The sequence below is a fragment of the Sorangium sp. So ce321 genome, assembly GCF_051530195.1.
GTDB lineage: Bacteria > Myxococcota_A > Polyangia > Polyangiales > Polyangiaceae > Sorangium.
Window position 1 is genome coordinate 12,522,899 of record NZ_CP150329.1, and the last position, 14,180, is coordinate 12,537,078.

General features: G+C 70.2%; 8 protein-coding genes. 4 read left to right on the top strand and 4 right to left on the bottom strand.

Annotation, left to right across the window (positions count from 1 at the left end; translation table 11 throughout):
- The first annotated feature begins 106 nt into the window (after positions 1 to 106).
- The 3 genes from WME89_RS46485 to WME89_RS46495 all read left to right on the top strand — a co-directional run bounded on the left by WME89_RS46485 (position 107) and on the right by WME89_RS46495 (position 3,027).
- Entirely contained in the window at positions 107 to 421 is a 315-nt protein-coding gene (locus WME89_RS46485; RefSeq protein ID WP_438005977.1) for a hypothetical protein, read from the top strand.
- 297 nt (positions 422 to 718) lie between these two features.
- On the top strand, positions 719 to 1,939 hold the full coding sequence (locus WME89_RS46490) for a cytochrome P450 (protein WP_438005978.1): 1,221 nt from the start codon (positions 719 to 721) through the stop codon (positions 1,937 to 1,939).
- Between the two features lie 185 nt (positions 1,940 to 2,124).
- Complete coding sequence (locus tag WME89_RS46495; protein WP_438005979.1) at positions 2,125 to 3,027, top strand: hotdog fold thioesterase; 903 nt, start codon at positions 2,125 to 2,127, stop codon at positions 3,025 to 3,027.
- A 32-nt stretch (positions 3,028 to 3,059) separates the two neighbouring features.
- On the opposite strand, the gene WME89_RS46500 is transcribed toward WME89_RS46495, so the two are convergent.
- Together WME89_RS46500 and WME89_RS46505 are read right to left on the bottom strand one after the other, a co-directional pair.
- Entirely contained in the window at positions 3,060 to 4,268 is a 1,209-nt protein-coding gene (locus tag WME89_RS46500) for a cytochrome P450 (RefSeq protein ID WP_438005980.1), read from the bottom strand.
- A 139-nt stretch (positions 4,269 to 4,407) separates the two neighbouring features.
- Positions 4,408 to 5,088, bottom strand: coding sequence for a dTMP kinase (locus WME89_RS46505; protein ID WP_438005981.1), 681 nt, complete (start codon positions 5,086 to 5,088; stop codon positions 4,408 to 4,410).
- Between the two features lie 323 nt (positions 5,089 to 5,411).
- Between WME89_RS46505 and WME89_RS46510 the strand changes: the two genes are divergently transcribed.
- Positions 5,412 to 6,653 (top strand): VWA domain-containing protein, encoded by a 1,242-nt coding sequence (locus WME89_RS46510; RefSeq protein ID WP_438005982.1) that lies wholly within the window; start codon positions 5,412 to 5,414, stop codon positions 6,651 to 6,653.
- 925 nt (positions 6,654 to 7,578) lie between these two features.
- Here the strand turns inward: WME89_RS46510 and WME89_RS46515 are convergent.
- Together WME89_RS46515 and WME89_RS46520 are read right to left on the bottom strand one after the other, a co-directional pair.
- Positions 7,579 to 9,768, bottom strand: a complete 2,190-nt coding sequence (locus WME89_RS46515) for an ATP-binding protein (protein ID WP_438005983.1) — start codon at positions 9,766 to 9,768, stop codon at positions 7,579 to 7,581.
- A gap of 16 nt (positions 9,769 to 9,784) precedes the next feature.
- Positions 9,785 to 14,119: a HAMP domain-containing protein gene (locus WME89_RS46520; RefSeq protein WP_438005984.1), complete on the bottom strand. Its 4,335-nt coding sequence runs from the start codon at positions 14,117 to 14,119 to the stop codon at positions 9,785 to 9,787.
- Between the last annotated feature and the right edge of the window lie 61 nt (positions 14,120 to 14,180).

The window sequence follows — 14,180 nt, forward strand, 5'->3', positions numbered from 1 at the left end:
TGAAGGGCGGCGCGACGCTGCGGCCCAGCAGCGCCGCTGGAGGCCCCGCGTGAGGCCGAGCCGGATCGCCTTCCGCCGGGCGGCAGGCAGGTGCAGCATGCGGGACATGGGAATGCCTCCGGCGCTCGATCGAAGCCACCGCCGCGCCCTGCGCGGGCCCGTCGCCGCGCTGTGCGCGCTGCTCGCAGCCGGCGCCCTGCCCGCCGCCTGCTCGAAGGACACCGGCGCGCCCAAGCACCGCGAGGCGGCGCCGGAGCGCGACAAGGGCTGCACGGATCCAGCGAAGCCCAGGGCGTACTTCTATCCTGCGGAGAACCGGACGGACTACGCGCCTGACGACCCCTGGAAGGACGGCTGCGCCATGCTGGTGGCAGATCACCTGTTCTGCTGTCCCGAGAAGGCCTCCACCGGGTCGCGCTGATCCGATCCGCCCGCTTCCCCTGAAGTGCGCACACAGGCCGCTCGCCCGGAGCGCGGCTGGCCTGCGCGCGTGCGCCACACCTGCCGCAAAGGCCCCACACGCCGCGCGTGCAGGCCGAGCGCAGGGCGCGCCCTGCGCTCGGCCTGCACGCGCCCATCTCGGCCGCCGTCCCGCGGCATCGACGCGCGGGCAGCGCGCTTCACGGCGGCGTGGCGATACCGTAGCCTGGTCCTGAATCTTCGCCGCGCCACGGGCGCCACAAGCCGCGCCACGGGCGCCACAAGGAAAGAAGGACTCATGGCCGTTCCCTCTGGATTCGACCTCACGAGCGAGCGCTTCTTCGCCGATCCATTCCCGACGCTCGAGCGGCTCCGGACCGAGGCGCCGGTCTACTTCTTCGAGCCGCTCCAGTGCTTCATCATCACCGCTCCTGCCGACATCGAGGGGCTCGTGAGGGACCCGAGCTTCACCGCGCGTCGGGCGACGGCGCTCCTCGGCGGCCTCGGCATGCTCGGCGAGGACGAGCTCTCGAGGAGGACGTTCGACTCCCTGTCGCGGCTCGCCTTCTTCCAGGACCCGCCGCGCCACACGCAGCTTCGACAGCTCATCATGAAAGGGTTCTCGCCCTCGGCCGTCGAGTGGATGCGCCCGCGGGTCGTGGGGCTCGTGCAGCGCGCCATCGAGAAGGCGCGGAGCGACGGCGAGATGGATGTCGTCTCGGCGTTCTCCGAGGCGGTCGCGCTCAACACGCTCGCCGAGATGTTCGTGATACCCGAGGTCGATCGGCCGCAGTTCATGAGATGGTCGACGGACCTCCTGAAGCTCGCCGGCGGCGGGGTCACCTCGGAGGAGCAGAAGCGGGAGGTGAAGCAGAGCTGCTGCGACATGCTCGACTACATGATGCGGCTCGTCGAGGAGCGCCGGAAGGCGCCGGGCGAGGACGTCGCGAGCCGGTTCATCGCGGCGGAGGACGGGGACACCGAGCTCGCGGGCGAGGCGGCCATGCAGTGCTTCCAGATGGTCGCCGCGGGGTTCGTCACCTCCGTGAACCAGATCGCGAACACGGTGCTCGCGCTCCTCAACCACCCCGCGGAGCTCGCGAAGCTCCGGGAGTCGCCGGGCCTCGTCCGCGGCGCTGTCGAGGAGAGCCTGCGCTTCGAGCCGTCCGTGCTCTCCCTCAGCCGCATGTGCAAGAGGGACACGGAGCTCCGGGGCACCAGGGTGTCCGAGGGGCAGTTCGTGTTCGCGATGGTCGCCGCAGCGAACCGCGATCCCGGGCTGTTCGCCGAGCCGGACCGCTTCGACATCACCCGGCAGCAGAGCCGGCACCTGACCTTCGGGAGCGGCGCTCATTACTGCCCGGGGGCCCCGCTCATCCGGATGGAAGTGGAAGAGTCGCTGCGCGCCCTGCTCTCGCTGCCGCGCTGGGAGCTCGCCGAAGAGACGTTGAGCTACGCCGGCTCGAACCTGCAGGACCGCGGGCCGAGCTCGCTGCGCGTCCGCTTCTCCGCAGCCTGAAGCGGGCGAGCTCGGCTGCGCTCGACGATCACCGCGGGACCGAGCTGCCGCGCCGCCCGGCGCGGCCAGCGCCGCCGGGGCCTGGCGGGACGGGCTGCGGGGCGACGGCCTCATGGACACCTCGGCAGACTCGAGCGCCGACATACAAGGCTGGACGACCCCGGCCAGCCCCGGGAGACTGCGGCATGACCGAGAACGCCAGGACCTGGTTCTTCAAGGACGGCTCCTACCCTTCCGATCTCGGGGTGGCGGTCGAGTCCGCCGACGACGCAGCGTCGCGCCTCTCCCTGCCCTACGACGAGCGCAACACGATGTTCGGGCTGGTGCACGGCGGCGCGGTCGCGTCGCTCGCGTCGATCTCCGCGCTGGCCATCGCGCGCGAGTCGCCTCGCGCTGTCGCGGGGCCGCTCCGCACCGCCTCGCTGCACGTGGGCTACGTGCGCGCGGCGCGCAGGTCGTTGACCGTGGAGACGCGCGCCGTGCGCCGCGTGCGCGAGCTGGGCTTCTTCGAGACGCTCATCAAGGACGTGGACGGGAACCCGGTCGCGCACGCCTCGTCGACCGTGAGCGAGGGCGGGTCGGACAGCGCACCGGCGGACTCCCCTCCTCCCGTCCCTTCATCCCAGGAAGAGGCGCCTGGCGCCGCGCCCCCGGAGGACGCGGGGGCGGCCGACGCCGGGGCGATCCGCGCGGCGATGGCGGCCAGTCCATTCCTGTCGCGCAGGCGGCTGCGCCTCGTCGGCGTGCGCCGCGGGGCGGTGGAGATGGCGCTGGACGCCGCCGCGGCCAACCTCGATGGCGACGGGGCCATCCACGAAGGGGCCGTCCTGACGCTCATCGACGCCGCGGGCGCCACCTGCCCGTGGACGGTCGTCTCGCCGTCGCCGGGGGCCTCGGGCGCGACCATCGCCCTGAACGCGCACGTCGTCGGGCCGCTGCCCGGGGACGGCCTCGTCGCGCGCGCCGTCGTGCGCGCGCGCGACGCGCGCATCTGCTGGACGAGCGTCACCGTCGTCGACAGCGCATCTCGGAAGGTGCACGCCCTCGGAACGGTCGTGTACCGCTTCGCCGACAAGAACGGGCCTTGATCGGCGAGCGCAGGGTCGCGCGCCGGGGCGCGCTAGCTGGAAGGGCTCCCGCACCGGACCGGCATCGATTTCACGCCGCTCACCCAGTTCGAGCGGAGCCGCACGGCCGGCGCGGCGAGCTCCATGTCGGGGAGCCTCCGCAGGAGCTCCTCGAAGGCGACCCGCGCCTCCAGGCGCGCGAGCACGAGGCCCAGGCACACGTGGGGGCCAATGCCGAAGGAGAGGTGCTCGTTGGGCGTCCGTCCGACATCGAACCGATGCGGATCCCTGAAGACCGCCTCATCGCGGTTGGCCGAGACGTACCAGAGGACCACCTTGTCCCCGGCCGCGATCCGCTGCCCTCCGACCTCGGTGTCGCGCACCGCCGAGCGCCGGAAATAATAGACCGGCGGCGTGAAGCGCAGCATCTCCTCGATGGCGGTCGGGAGCAGCGAGGGCTCCGCGAGCAGGCGCCGGCGCTGGTCGGGGTGCTCGAGCAGCGTGAGCATCCCGTTGGAGATGAGGTTCTTCGTCGTGTCGTGGCCGGCCGTGAGCAGCAGGTTGAAGAAGCCGCCGAACTCCGTGTACGACAGCTTCTCGCCGTCCACCTCGGCGGCCATGAGCAGGCTCAGCATGTCGTCCTTGGGCGCCCGCCGCCGCTCCTCGGCGAGCTCGTGCGCGTAGACGTTCATGTTGTGGAGCACCGCGTTCAGCTCCTCGGGCGTGACGCCGTAGTCGGGGTCGCTGGCCCCGAAGAACCGCGTCGTCCAGTCGAGCATCTGCTCCTGATCCTCGCGGGGGACGCCGATCACCTCGAGGATCACGGAGAGGGGCAGGTTGCCCGCGATGTCGCTCGCGAAGTCGCACCCGCCGCGCGCGCAGGCCTCGTCGATGAGCCGCGTCACGAGCTCGCGCACGTGCCCCTCGAGGCGCTGGATGACCCGCGGCGTGAACCCCTTGCTGACCAGCGCCCGGAAGCGCGCGTGCCGGGGCGGGTCCATCATGATCATGACATCGGGGTTGTCGCGCATGTCCCCCGGCTGGAAATCCTCGATGAAGAGGCCGCGCCCCGAGCAGAACGCGGCCGGGTCGCGCGAGATGCGGGCGACGTCGGCGTGCCGCGTGATCGCCCAGAACCCCCTGCCGGCCGGCTCGGGGTGCCAGTAGACGGGGGCCTCCCGCCGGAGGACCTCGAAGCGATCGTGCGGCGCGCCCGCGAGGTAAAGGTCGGGATCGAGGACATCGACGGTCTCAGGGGTCATCTGGGCAGATCTCCTCACTGGAAATCCGCAGGGTACCAGACCGGCGCGCGGGCCGTCTCGGCGAGCTCGGCAGGTCGCTGCGGCAGGTCTCCACGCCGGAGAGCAGGGTTCTGCCGCCTGCCTCGCCGGCGCGACCGCTTCAGCGCTGCCGCTTCACGTGGCTCAGCGCCTCGTCCCTGAGCTCATCCGGGTCCTTCTCACCGTCGAGGATCACCCATCCGTTCCGCTCCGCGTAGGGCTGGAACCTGGCGCCGAGGCGCCGCTGATGGCCCAGGTACGCCTCTCGCGAGAGCTCCTTCGAGCCGCTGAAGACCCCGTAATCGCGCGGGAGGTGGTCGTCGCGCCGCTGCCATGTCGCCTCGGGGCTCGCGCGCAGGAAGAAGGTGAGATCGGGCTTCGCGGCCAGCGCGAAGTGGCGCAGCACGTACGCCTCGTCGAGCGTCCCCGCGAGGTTGTGGTGCACGATCTGCTTGTACACCCACGAGTCCGCGATGATCACGTGGCCCGCCCGGCGCTGCGGCTCGATGAGATGGATGGAGAGGAGCGTGTACCAGGTCCCGAGGAGGTAGATCCAGCACTCCACGGGCACCTCGTCGATCGGGTCGTGGGGCCGACGGCCTCCCCAGACGACCGGGTCGAGCGCCTGGAGCTTGCGGCCGAGGTAGGTCTCGGTGTCGAACCCGGAGCGCAGGAACTCGGAGTGCCCCACGAGGGTCACCGTGCGGCCGGCCTCCTCGAAGGCCTTCTTCAAGGCATAGGTGAGGGTCGTCTTCCCCGAGGCGTCCGCCCCCTCGAACGCGATGAAAAGTCCATTGCTCATTCCTTCACAGCTCCCAGCTCCACCAGCGCGCCAGCCTATCCGCCCGGCCACGCCGGCGATGTTCATCGGGGCGCAGGAGCGGTTCGTCACGGCGCGAGCACGAGAAGAACACGTCGACCGGCATGCACCGAGGCCCCTGGCTCGCCGCGGATTGTAGCGGACCACTGCCGCTCAGGGGAGGACGCCCCCGGCGCGCCATGGCCCCCGCGCCGGGCGCCGCCGCGGGGCGCGGCGCGGCAGTCGAGGCCACGCCGCGGCCCGGACAGACGATCATGAGGACCCCTCTGGACGGTGCCCCCCCATCTCCCCGACACTCCATCGCGATGCCCGCCCGCCCCCCCCGCAAGCCTCCGCCGCCCGCCTCCCCCGCCGGCGCGCAGGACGACCTCACCGACAGCGACCGCGACGCGCTCCTGCGCTGGCGGCTCGCGCTCGGCCCCGAGGCCGAGCGGGTCGACCCGCGCCTGTCCCTCGGCGGGCTCGGCGGCGCGGCGCCCGCGGTCCACGTCGACCCGCGGCGGCTCGGCGACCTCGACCGGGCGCTCTCGTTCATCTACGACGAGCGCGCGGGCAACCTCGGCGGCTCACGGCCGTACGTCCCCGAGTGGCTCTCGGCGGTGCGCGAGTTCTTCAGCCACGATATCGTCGCCCTCGTCCAGAAGGACGCCATCGAGAGGAAGGGGCTGACTCAGCTCCTCTTCGAGCCAGAGACGCTGCCGTTCCTCGAGAAGAACGTCGAGCTCGTCGCCACGCTCATGAGCGCGCGGGGCCTCATCCCCGACGCCGCCCGGGAGACCGCCCGGCAGATCGTGCGCGAGGTCGTCGAGGAGGTGCGGCGCGCGCTCGAGTCCGAGGTCCGCACCGCCGTCCTCGGCGCCCTGCGGCGCAACACGACGAGCCCGCTGCGCGTCCTCAGGAACCTCGACTGGAAGCGCACCATCCGCAAGAACCTGAGAGGGTGGGACGCGGAGCGGCGCCGCCTCGTCCCGGACAAGCTCTATTTCTGGGCGAACCAGACGCGGAGGCACGAGTGGGACGTCGCCATCCTCGTCGACCAGTCGGGCTCCATGGGCGAGAGCGTCGTCTACAGCTCCATCATGGCCGCGATCTTCGCGTCGCTCGACGTCCTTCGCACTCGGCTCCTCTTCTTCGACACCGAGGTCGTCGACGTGACACCGATGCTCGTCGACCCGGTCGACGTGCTGTTCACGGCGCAGCTCGGCGGCGGCACCGACATCAACCGCGCCGTGGCCTACGCCCAGGCGAACTTCATCGAGCGCCCCGAGAAGACGCTGCTCATCCTGATCACGGACCTGTTCGAGGGCGGCAACGCCGAGGAGCTCGTCGCCCGCATGCGCCAGCTCGCCGACAGCAAGGTGAAGTCGGTCTGCCTGCTCGCGCTGTCGGACAGCGGCAAGCCCTCGTACGACCACGAGATGGCGCAGAAGCTCGCCGCCCTCGGGACCCCGTGCTTCGGCTGCACGCCGAAGCTCCTCGTCAAGGTGGTGGAGCGGCTCATGAGAGGTCAGGACCTCGGCCCGTTGCTCGACGCCGAGGCGAGGTGAGCGCGCTGTCAACGCTCCACGCCGCCCCGCCGCGCCGCCGTACCGGAGCCACAGAAGCACAGAGGACACAGAGGCTCTTTTCTCTCCTCTGCGTCCTCTGTGCCCCCGTGACCTCACGGAGCCTGAACCAACCTCGCCGGCGCGGTCGCGACGCCGGAGATCCCGGCGTCCGTCGAACGTCGACGCGCCCTGGTCGACCTCGCCAACGCGCCCTGAACGCCCGCCGCCGCGCCGCCCGCGTCAGCGGGGGCGACGGAGCGCCTGCGCCCCGCGCTCTTCCGTCCGGGCAGCGGCGCGCTTCCGCGGCGTGGTGCCCCGGGACGAGCTCCGGGCAGAGCCCGCGGAGGTCCGCCGGCGGGTGCCGGCCGAGCGCACCGCCTCTGCCCTCGAGGGCGACGTGACGAGGGCCGGAGCCGTGCTGCCGAAACCGCTGATCGAGGGGCCAACTAGGCTGATAGAAAGTTTCACTTGAACTACCGATGAGGTGGCAGACCGGTCACGTCATGCAGCGGAGGACTCATCACCTATAAACTGTTTCGATCTTTTACGCAGCGCCGCTGCGCGAAGATCACGAGCCCTGGAGCGCCCGTCCGGACGTGAACATGTCCACCCGGGAGAGCCACTCGCCTTCCGCCTCTCACGACGGACGCACGCACCACGGAGGCACGAAGGCACGGGTCTGGGTTCGCTCCGTGCCTCCGTGTCTCCGTGGTGATCTGGCGAGGGATTGCCCCGGGTGTCGTACCGGGCGCTCTGTCACGAGCTCGTTGCACGATGCAGGCCAACGATGGCCTGATCCGGCCATCGCCGTTTTTTCGGGGATGGCCGTGGGGCGCCTTTCACGGTTGCAATCATCGGTTGCAACCGTGGCGCAACGCGGCGGTGTCCGTTGAAGAACGCCGGCCGAACCCGGGCAGATGGCTGCTCAGCCGGCAGGTCCGGTCAACGAGGATCCAGGGCGCTCGCCCAGCGGCCCCGATGATCCAGCCGCGCGGGGCGGGAGCGGCAACGCCACCTGGAACCTCGCCCCCATGCCCGGCGCGCTCTCGACCTGGATCGTCCCGCCGTGGGCCCGCAGGATCTGGTCCACGATGTACAGCCCGACGCCCAGCCCGCCGTACGAGCTCGCCGGCGCCGCCCGCTCGAAGCGCCCGAAGATCCGGCCGATGTACTCCTGGGCGATCCCGATGCCCTGATCCATCACCTGGAGCACCGCGGACTTCCCGTCGACCGAGATCCGCAGCTGGATCGGCTTGCCGCGCCCGTACTTGAGGGCGTTCGTGAGCAGGTTGGTGATCACCTGGTCGATGCGCAGGCGGTCCCACCGGCCGACCGCCCTCTCCGGCAGCTCGAGCTGGAGCGAGCAGCCCGCCCGCCCGAGCTCGGCGTCGAGGCGCGCGACCACCTCGCGCGCCACGTCGCACAGGTCCACGTCCTCGAGGCTGAGCTCGAGCTGACCGCTGTTGATGCGCGTCACGTCGAGCAGCGTGTCGATGAGCCGCGTGAGCCGGTCGATCTGCCCCTCTGCCTGGGCCAGCCTCGCGAGCACCTGCTCGGCCGGCAGCCCGCCGTCGGAGCGGCCGACGGCGCGGGCGAGGCCCTGGACCTGCAAGACCAGCGCGCTGAGCGGCGTCCTGAGCTCGTGGGAGGCGACCGACACGAAGTCCTCGCGGACCTGCACGGCCTCCCGCGTCATCCGCAGGAGGCGGGCGTTCTCGAGGCACAGCGCCGCGCGCTGCGCGACGTCGAGGGCGACCGCGAAATCAGGGGGATCGAAGCGCTCGCCCGGCTCCACCCAGACCATGCTGAGCGCGCCGAGCACGTTGCCGCGCGTGACGAGCGGCACGCACAGGTAGCTGCTCGCGCCGATCTCGTGGATCAGCCCCGGATCGTCGACGTCGAGCGCCTGGGCGACGTCGCGCGGCGCGCACTCGACGCGCAGATCGGGGCGCCCGGTCGTCATCACCGCGCCGATGCCGTCCCCGACCAGGGCGAGCTCCCGCGGGACGAGCCGCTCCGCGAACGGCGCCGCCTCGCGGTCCCTGTGCGCCGCGGCGAGCCTGCACGCGCCGCCGTCCCGCCGCAGGTCGAGCACGCACCAGGTGCAGATGCGCTCCGCGACGAGGCGGACCAGCGCCCTCGCGACGCTGTCCTCGTCGAGCGACGCGGAGAACGAGCTCGACGCCTCGGCGAGGAGCTCCGAGCGGCGCACCGCGGCCTCGGCCTCCGCGCGGGCCGCCCGCTCGCGGGTCAGGAGGTGAATGCGCTCCTGCTCGTGGCGCTTGCCGTCGTCGATGTCCGTGAAGCTGCCGAGCCAGCCGACCACCCGCTTCCAGACGTCCCGCTCCGGGACCGCGTGGCAGAGGTGCCACCGGTACGCCCCGTGAACGGACCTGAGGCGACACTCGCCCTGAAAGGGCTCGCCCGACTCGAGGCAGCGACGCCACTTGCCGATGAACTGGTTCAGGTCGTTCGGGTGCACCGCGGCCTGCCAGCCCCAGCCGCGGAGCGCCTCGAACGCGAGCCCCGTGTACTCCAGCCAGCGCGAGCTCACGTAGTCGACGGCGCCGTCGAGCTTCGCCGTGAAGACGCACTGCGGGATGGCGTCCGCCAGGTTCTGGTACTTCGCCTGCGCGGCGCGCCGGAGCTCCTCGACCTCCGCGTCGCGCCGCCGCTGCTCGGCCATGCGCAGGAGCTCCGCCTGCTCCTTGATCTGCTCGCCCCGCCGGTGGAGCTCGACGAACACGGCGACCTTCGCCTGGACGACCTCCGGCTCGAGCGGCTTCAGCAGGTAGTCGACGCCGCCCACCGCGTACGCCCTGTAGATGGCCGAGAGATCGTCGCTCGCCGCGGTGAGGAAGATGATCGGCGTGTGGCGCGACCGCTCCCGCTGCTTCACCAGCGAGGCGACCTCGAACCCGTCGATGTCGGGGAGCCGGACGTCGAGCAGGAGGACCGCGAAATCCTCGGACAGGATCCTGAGGAGCGCGTCCTTCCCGCTCGCCGCGGTGACCAGGCGGTAGCTCTCGTCGGCCAGGATCGCCTTGAGGGCCACCAGGTTCTCTGGCTGGTCGTCCACCAGCAGGATGCTGGTCGTCGCGGGAGCGGAGGACACGGTGCGGCTCCGTCCCTCAGTCGTGCCGCAGCCAGTGCAGCATGACCGAGATGAGGCGCGCGTCGTCCACCGGCTTGGCCACGAAATCGTTCAGGCCGGCGTCCAGGCACTTCTGCCGATCTTCCGGCATCGCCTTGGCCGTGACCGCGATGATCGGCAGCTCGCTGAAGCGGGGATCGCTGCGGATCTCGCGGGTGGCCTCGTAGCCGTCGAGCTCGGGCATCATGATGTCCATGAGGACGATATCGACGGTCGAGTCGCCCTCGCGGAGGATCTCGATGCCGTGCCTGGCGTTCTCGGCCAGGAGCACCTGCGCGCCGCGCCGCTCGAGCAGGCTCGTGATGGCGAAGACGTTGCGCGCGTCGTCGTCGATGACGAGCACGCTCCGCCCCGAGAGCGCGACCGAGGACGAGCCGTTCGTGAGCAGCGGCGCCACCGGCTCGGGCAGGTCGGCGCGCGAGGGCTTCGTGGCCTTCTGCTCCGGCCGCTCCGACGGCAGGTAGAGCGTGAACTTGCTGCCGAGCCCCGGCGTGCTGTGCAGCGAGATCTCGCCGCCGAGCAGGCTGGCGAGCTCCCGGCTGATGGTCAGGCCGAGGCCCGTGCCGCCGTAGGTGCGGCTGGTCGAGGCGTCCGCCTGCTGGAACGCGTCGAAGATGAGCGTCTGCTTCTCCGGCGGGATGCCGATGCCCGTGTCGGTGACGGCGAACGCGAGGACCGTCTTCGCCTTGATGAGCGTGTCCCGCTTGAACGGGATCCCCCGGCTGGCGACCTCGATCTCGAGCGAGATCCGGCCGGACGACGTGAACTTGAACGCGTTCGACAGGAGGTTCTTCAGGATCTGCTGGAGCCGCTGCAGGTCCGTCATGATCGTCGCGGGGACGCCGGTGGCGACCCGGACCCAGAACTCGAGCTCCTTCTGCTCGGCGATCTGCCGGAAGCTGCGCTCGACGTACTCCGAGAGCTCGGCCAGCGCGACCCGCTGGGTCTTCACGTCGATCTTGCCGGCCTCGATCTTCGAGAGGTCGAGGATCTCGTTGATCAGCTGCAGGAGGTCCTGCCCGGCGGCGGCGATCGTCTTCGCGTACTCGACCTGCTTCGGCGTGAGCGTGTGCTCCTCGTTGTCCGCGAGGATCCTGGCGAGGATGAGCAGGCTGTTCAGCGGCGTGCGCAGCTCGTGCGACATGTTCGCGAGGAACTCGGACTTGTACTTCGAGGTGCGCGACAGCTCCCTGGCTTTCTCCTCCAGGGAGGCGCTGGCGCGCGCGATCTCGCGGTTCTTGATCTCGAGCTCCGACGCCTTCTCCTCCAGCTCCTGCGAGCGCGAGCCGAGCTCGGTGTTGGACCTCTGGAGCTCCTGGAGCAGCTCCTCCGTCCTCATGCTGGCGCCGATCATGTTGAACACGACGCCGATCGACTGCGTGAGCTGCTCGAGGAACGTCAGGTGGATGGGCGTGAAGTTCTGGAAGCTCGCCAGCTCGATCACCGCCTTGAGGCCGCCCTCGAAGAGCACCGGCAGGACGCAGATGTTGCGCGGCGGCGACTCGCCGAGGCCCGAGCTCACCCGGATGTAGTCGTCCGGCAGGTCGGTGACGACGATGCTCTTCTTCTCGAGGCCGCACTGCCCGACGAGCCCCTCGCCCAGCGCGAACCGGTTCGAGATGCCCTTGCGCTTCTGGAACGCGTAGCTCGACGTGAGCTTGAGCGTCGGGTGCTTGTCCTCCGACTCCAGCACGTAGAACGCCCCGTGCTGCGCCGAGACGAGCGGCGTGACCTCGGACATGATGAGGCGGGAGAGCGCCTCGATCGTCCGCTGCCCGGCCATCATCCCGGAGAAGCGCGCCAGGTTCGTCTTCAGCCAGTCCTGCTCCTGGTTGGCGCGCGTCGTGTCTCGCAGGTTCGAGATCATCTGGTTGATGTTGTCCTTCAGCTGAAGGACCTCGCCCTGCGCCTCGACGGAGATGGCCCGCGTCAGGTCGCCCTTGGTCACGGCGGTCGCGACCTCGGCGATGGCGCGCACCTGCGTGGTGAGGTTGCCGGCGAGCTGGTTCACGTTGTCGGTGAGGTCCCGCCACGTGCCCGCCGCGCCGGGCACCTTGGCCTGGCCGCCGAGCTTGCCCTCGATGCCTACCTCGCGCGCGACCGTGGTCACCTGCTCGGCGAACACGCGGAGCGTGTAGGTCATGTCGTTGATCGTGTCCGCGAGCGACGCGATCTCGCCCTTGGCCTCCAGGGCCAGCTTCTGGCGGAGATCGCCGTTCGCGACAGCGGTCACGACCTTGGCGATGCCGCGCACCTGGGAGGTGAGGTTCGAGGCCATGACGTTGACGTTCTCCGTCAGGTCCTTCCAGGTCCCGGACACCCCGGGCACCTGCGCCTGGCCGCCGAGCTTGCCCTCCGTGCCTACCTCGCGCGCGACGCGCGTCACCTCCGCGGCGAACGCGCGCAGCTGGTCGACCATCTTGTTGATGGTGTCCTTCAGCTCGAGGATCTCCCCCTTCGCCTCGACCGTGATCTTCTGGGACAGGTCGCCGCTCGCGACCGCCTTCGTGACGAGGGCGATGTTGCGCACCTGGTTGGTCAGGTTGCCCGCGAGCTGGTTCACGTTGTCGGTGAGGTCCTTCCACGTGCCGGCGACGCCGGGCACCTGGGCTTGACCGCCGAGCTTGCCGTCCGTGCCTACCTCGCGCGCGACGCGCGTCACCTCCGCGGCGAACGCGCGCAGCTGATCGACCATCTTGTTGATGGTGTCCTTCAGCTCGAGGATCTCCCCCTTCGCCTCGACCGCGATCTTCTGGGACAGGTCGCCGCTCGCGACCGCCTTCGTGACGAGGGCGATGTTGCGCACCTGGTTCGTCAGGTTGCCGGCGAGGACATTCACGTTGTCCGTGAGGTCCTTCCACGTCCCGCTGACGCCACGCACCTCCGCCTGCGCGCCGAGCTTGCCCTCCGTGCCTACCTCGCGCGCGACGCGCGTCACCTCCGACGCGAACGCGCGCAGCTGCTCCACCATCTTGTTGATGGTGTCCTTCAGCTCGAGGATCTCGCCCCGGGCCTCGGCGGTGATCTTCTGCGAGAGATCGCCCTTCGCGACGGCCGTCGTGACCAGGGCGATGTTGCGCACCTGGTTCGTCAGGTTGCCGGCGAGCTGGTTCACGTTGTCGGTGAGGTCCTTCCACGTGCCGGCGACGCCGGGCACCTGGGCTTGGCCGCCGAGCTTGCCGTCCGTGCCTACCTCGCGCGCGACGCGCGTCACCTCCGCGGCGAACGTCCGGAGCTGCTCCACCATCTTGTTGATGGTGTTCTTCAGCTCGAGGATCTCCCCCTTCGCCTCGACCGTGATCTGCTTCGACAGGTCGCCGTTCGCGACCGCCGTCGTCACGACCGCGATGTTGCGCACCTGGTTGGTCAGGTTGCCCGCGAGGACATTCACGTTGTCCGTGAGGTCCTTCCACGTCCCGCTGACGCCACGCACCTCGGCCTGCGCGCCGAGCTTGCCTTCGGTGCCTACCTCGCGCGCGACGCGCGTCACCTCCGACGCGAACGCGCGCAGCTGCTCCACCATCTTGTTGATGGTGTTCTTCAGCTCGAGGATCTCCCCCTTCGCCTCGACCGTGATCTGCTTCGACAGGTCGCCGTTCGCGACCGCCGTCGTCACGACCGCGATGTTGCGCACCTGGTTGGTCAGGTTGCCCGCGAGGACGTTCACGTTGTCCGTGAGGTCCTTCCACGTCCCGCTGACGCCACGCACCTCGGCCTGCGCGCCGAGCTTGCCTTCGGTGCCTACCTCGCGCGCGACGCGCGTCACCTCCGACGCGAACGCGCGCAGCTGCTCCACCATCTTGTTGATGGTGTTCTTCAGCTCGAGGATCTCCCCCTTCGCCTCGACCGTGATCTGCTTCGACAGGTCGCCGTTCGCGACCGCCGTCGTCACGACCGCGATGTTGCGCACCTGGTTGGTCAGGTTGCCCGCGAGGACGTTCACGTTGTCCGTGAGGTCCTTCCACGTCCCGCTGACGCCCTGCACCTCGGCCTGCGCGCCGAGCTTGCCCTCGGTGCCTACCTCGCGCGCGACGCGCGTGATCTCCGAGCCGACGGTCTGCAGCTGCTGGACGACGTCGTTCACCTCATCGGCGATCTGACCGATCGTCCCGGGCACCTCGCCGATGCCGACGCGCGCGGAGAAATTCCCCGCCTTCACGGCCTTGAGCACCTCCAGGATCGCCTGGAGCTGCATCTCCCGCACGTCCAGGTTCAGGCCATCGGCGCCGCGCCTCCGGGACGGCGGCTTCTTCTTGCTCGCGCCGTTCCCGTTCTTGTCCTTCGACGTCGCCGCGATGTTGTTCTGTTGCATGAATCCCTTCCTGACGACGAGTGCGCGCCTGGAATCTCGGTGCTGCTTCGGGTGCTGCGGC

Bases quoted from the DNA above. Each gene is read 5' to 3' on its own strand.
- WME89_RS46485 (WP_438005977.1), top strand. From the start codon at position 107: ATGGGAATGCCTCCGGCGCTCGATCGAAGCCACCGCCGCGCCCTGCGC.
- WME89_RS46490 (WP_438005978.1), top strand. From the start codon at position 719: ATGGCCGTTCCCTCTGGATTCGACCTCACGAGCGAGCGCTTCTTCGCC.
- WME89_RS46495 (WP_438005979.1), top strand. From the start codon at position 2,125: ATGACCGAGAACGCCAGGACCTGGTTCTTCAAGGACGGCTCCTACCCT.
- WME89_RS46500 (WP_438005980.1), bottom strand. From the start codon at position 4,268: ATGACCCCTGAGACCGTCGATGTCCTCGATCCCGACCTTTACCTCGCG.
- WME89_RS46505 (WP_438005981.1), bottom strand. From the start codon at position 5,088: ATGAGCAATGGACTTTTCATCGCGTTCGAGGGGGCGGACGCCTCGGGG.
- WME89_RS46510 (WP_438005982.1), top strand. From the start codon at position 5,412: ATGCCCGCCCGCCCCCCCCGCAAGCCTCCGCCGCCCGCCTCCCCCGCC.
- WME89_RS46520 (WP_438005984.1), bottom strand. From the start codon at position 14,119: ATGCAACAGAACAACATCGCGGCGACGTCGAAGGACAAGAACGGGAAC.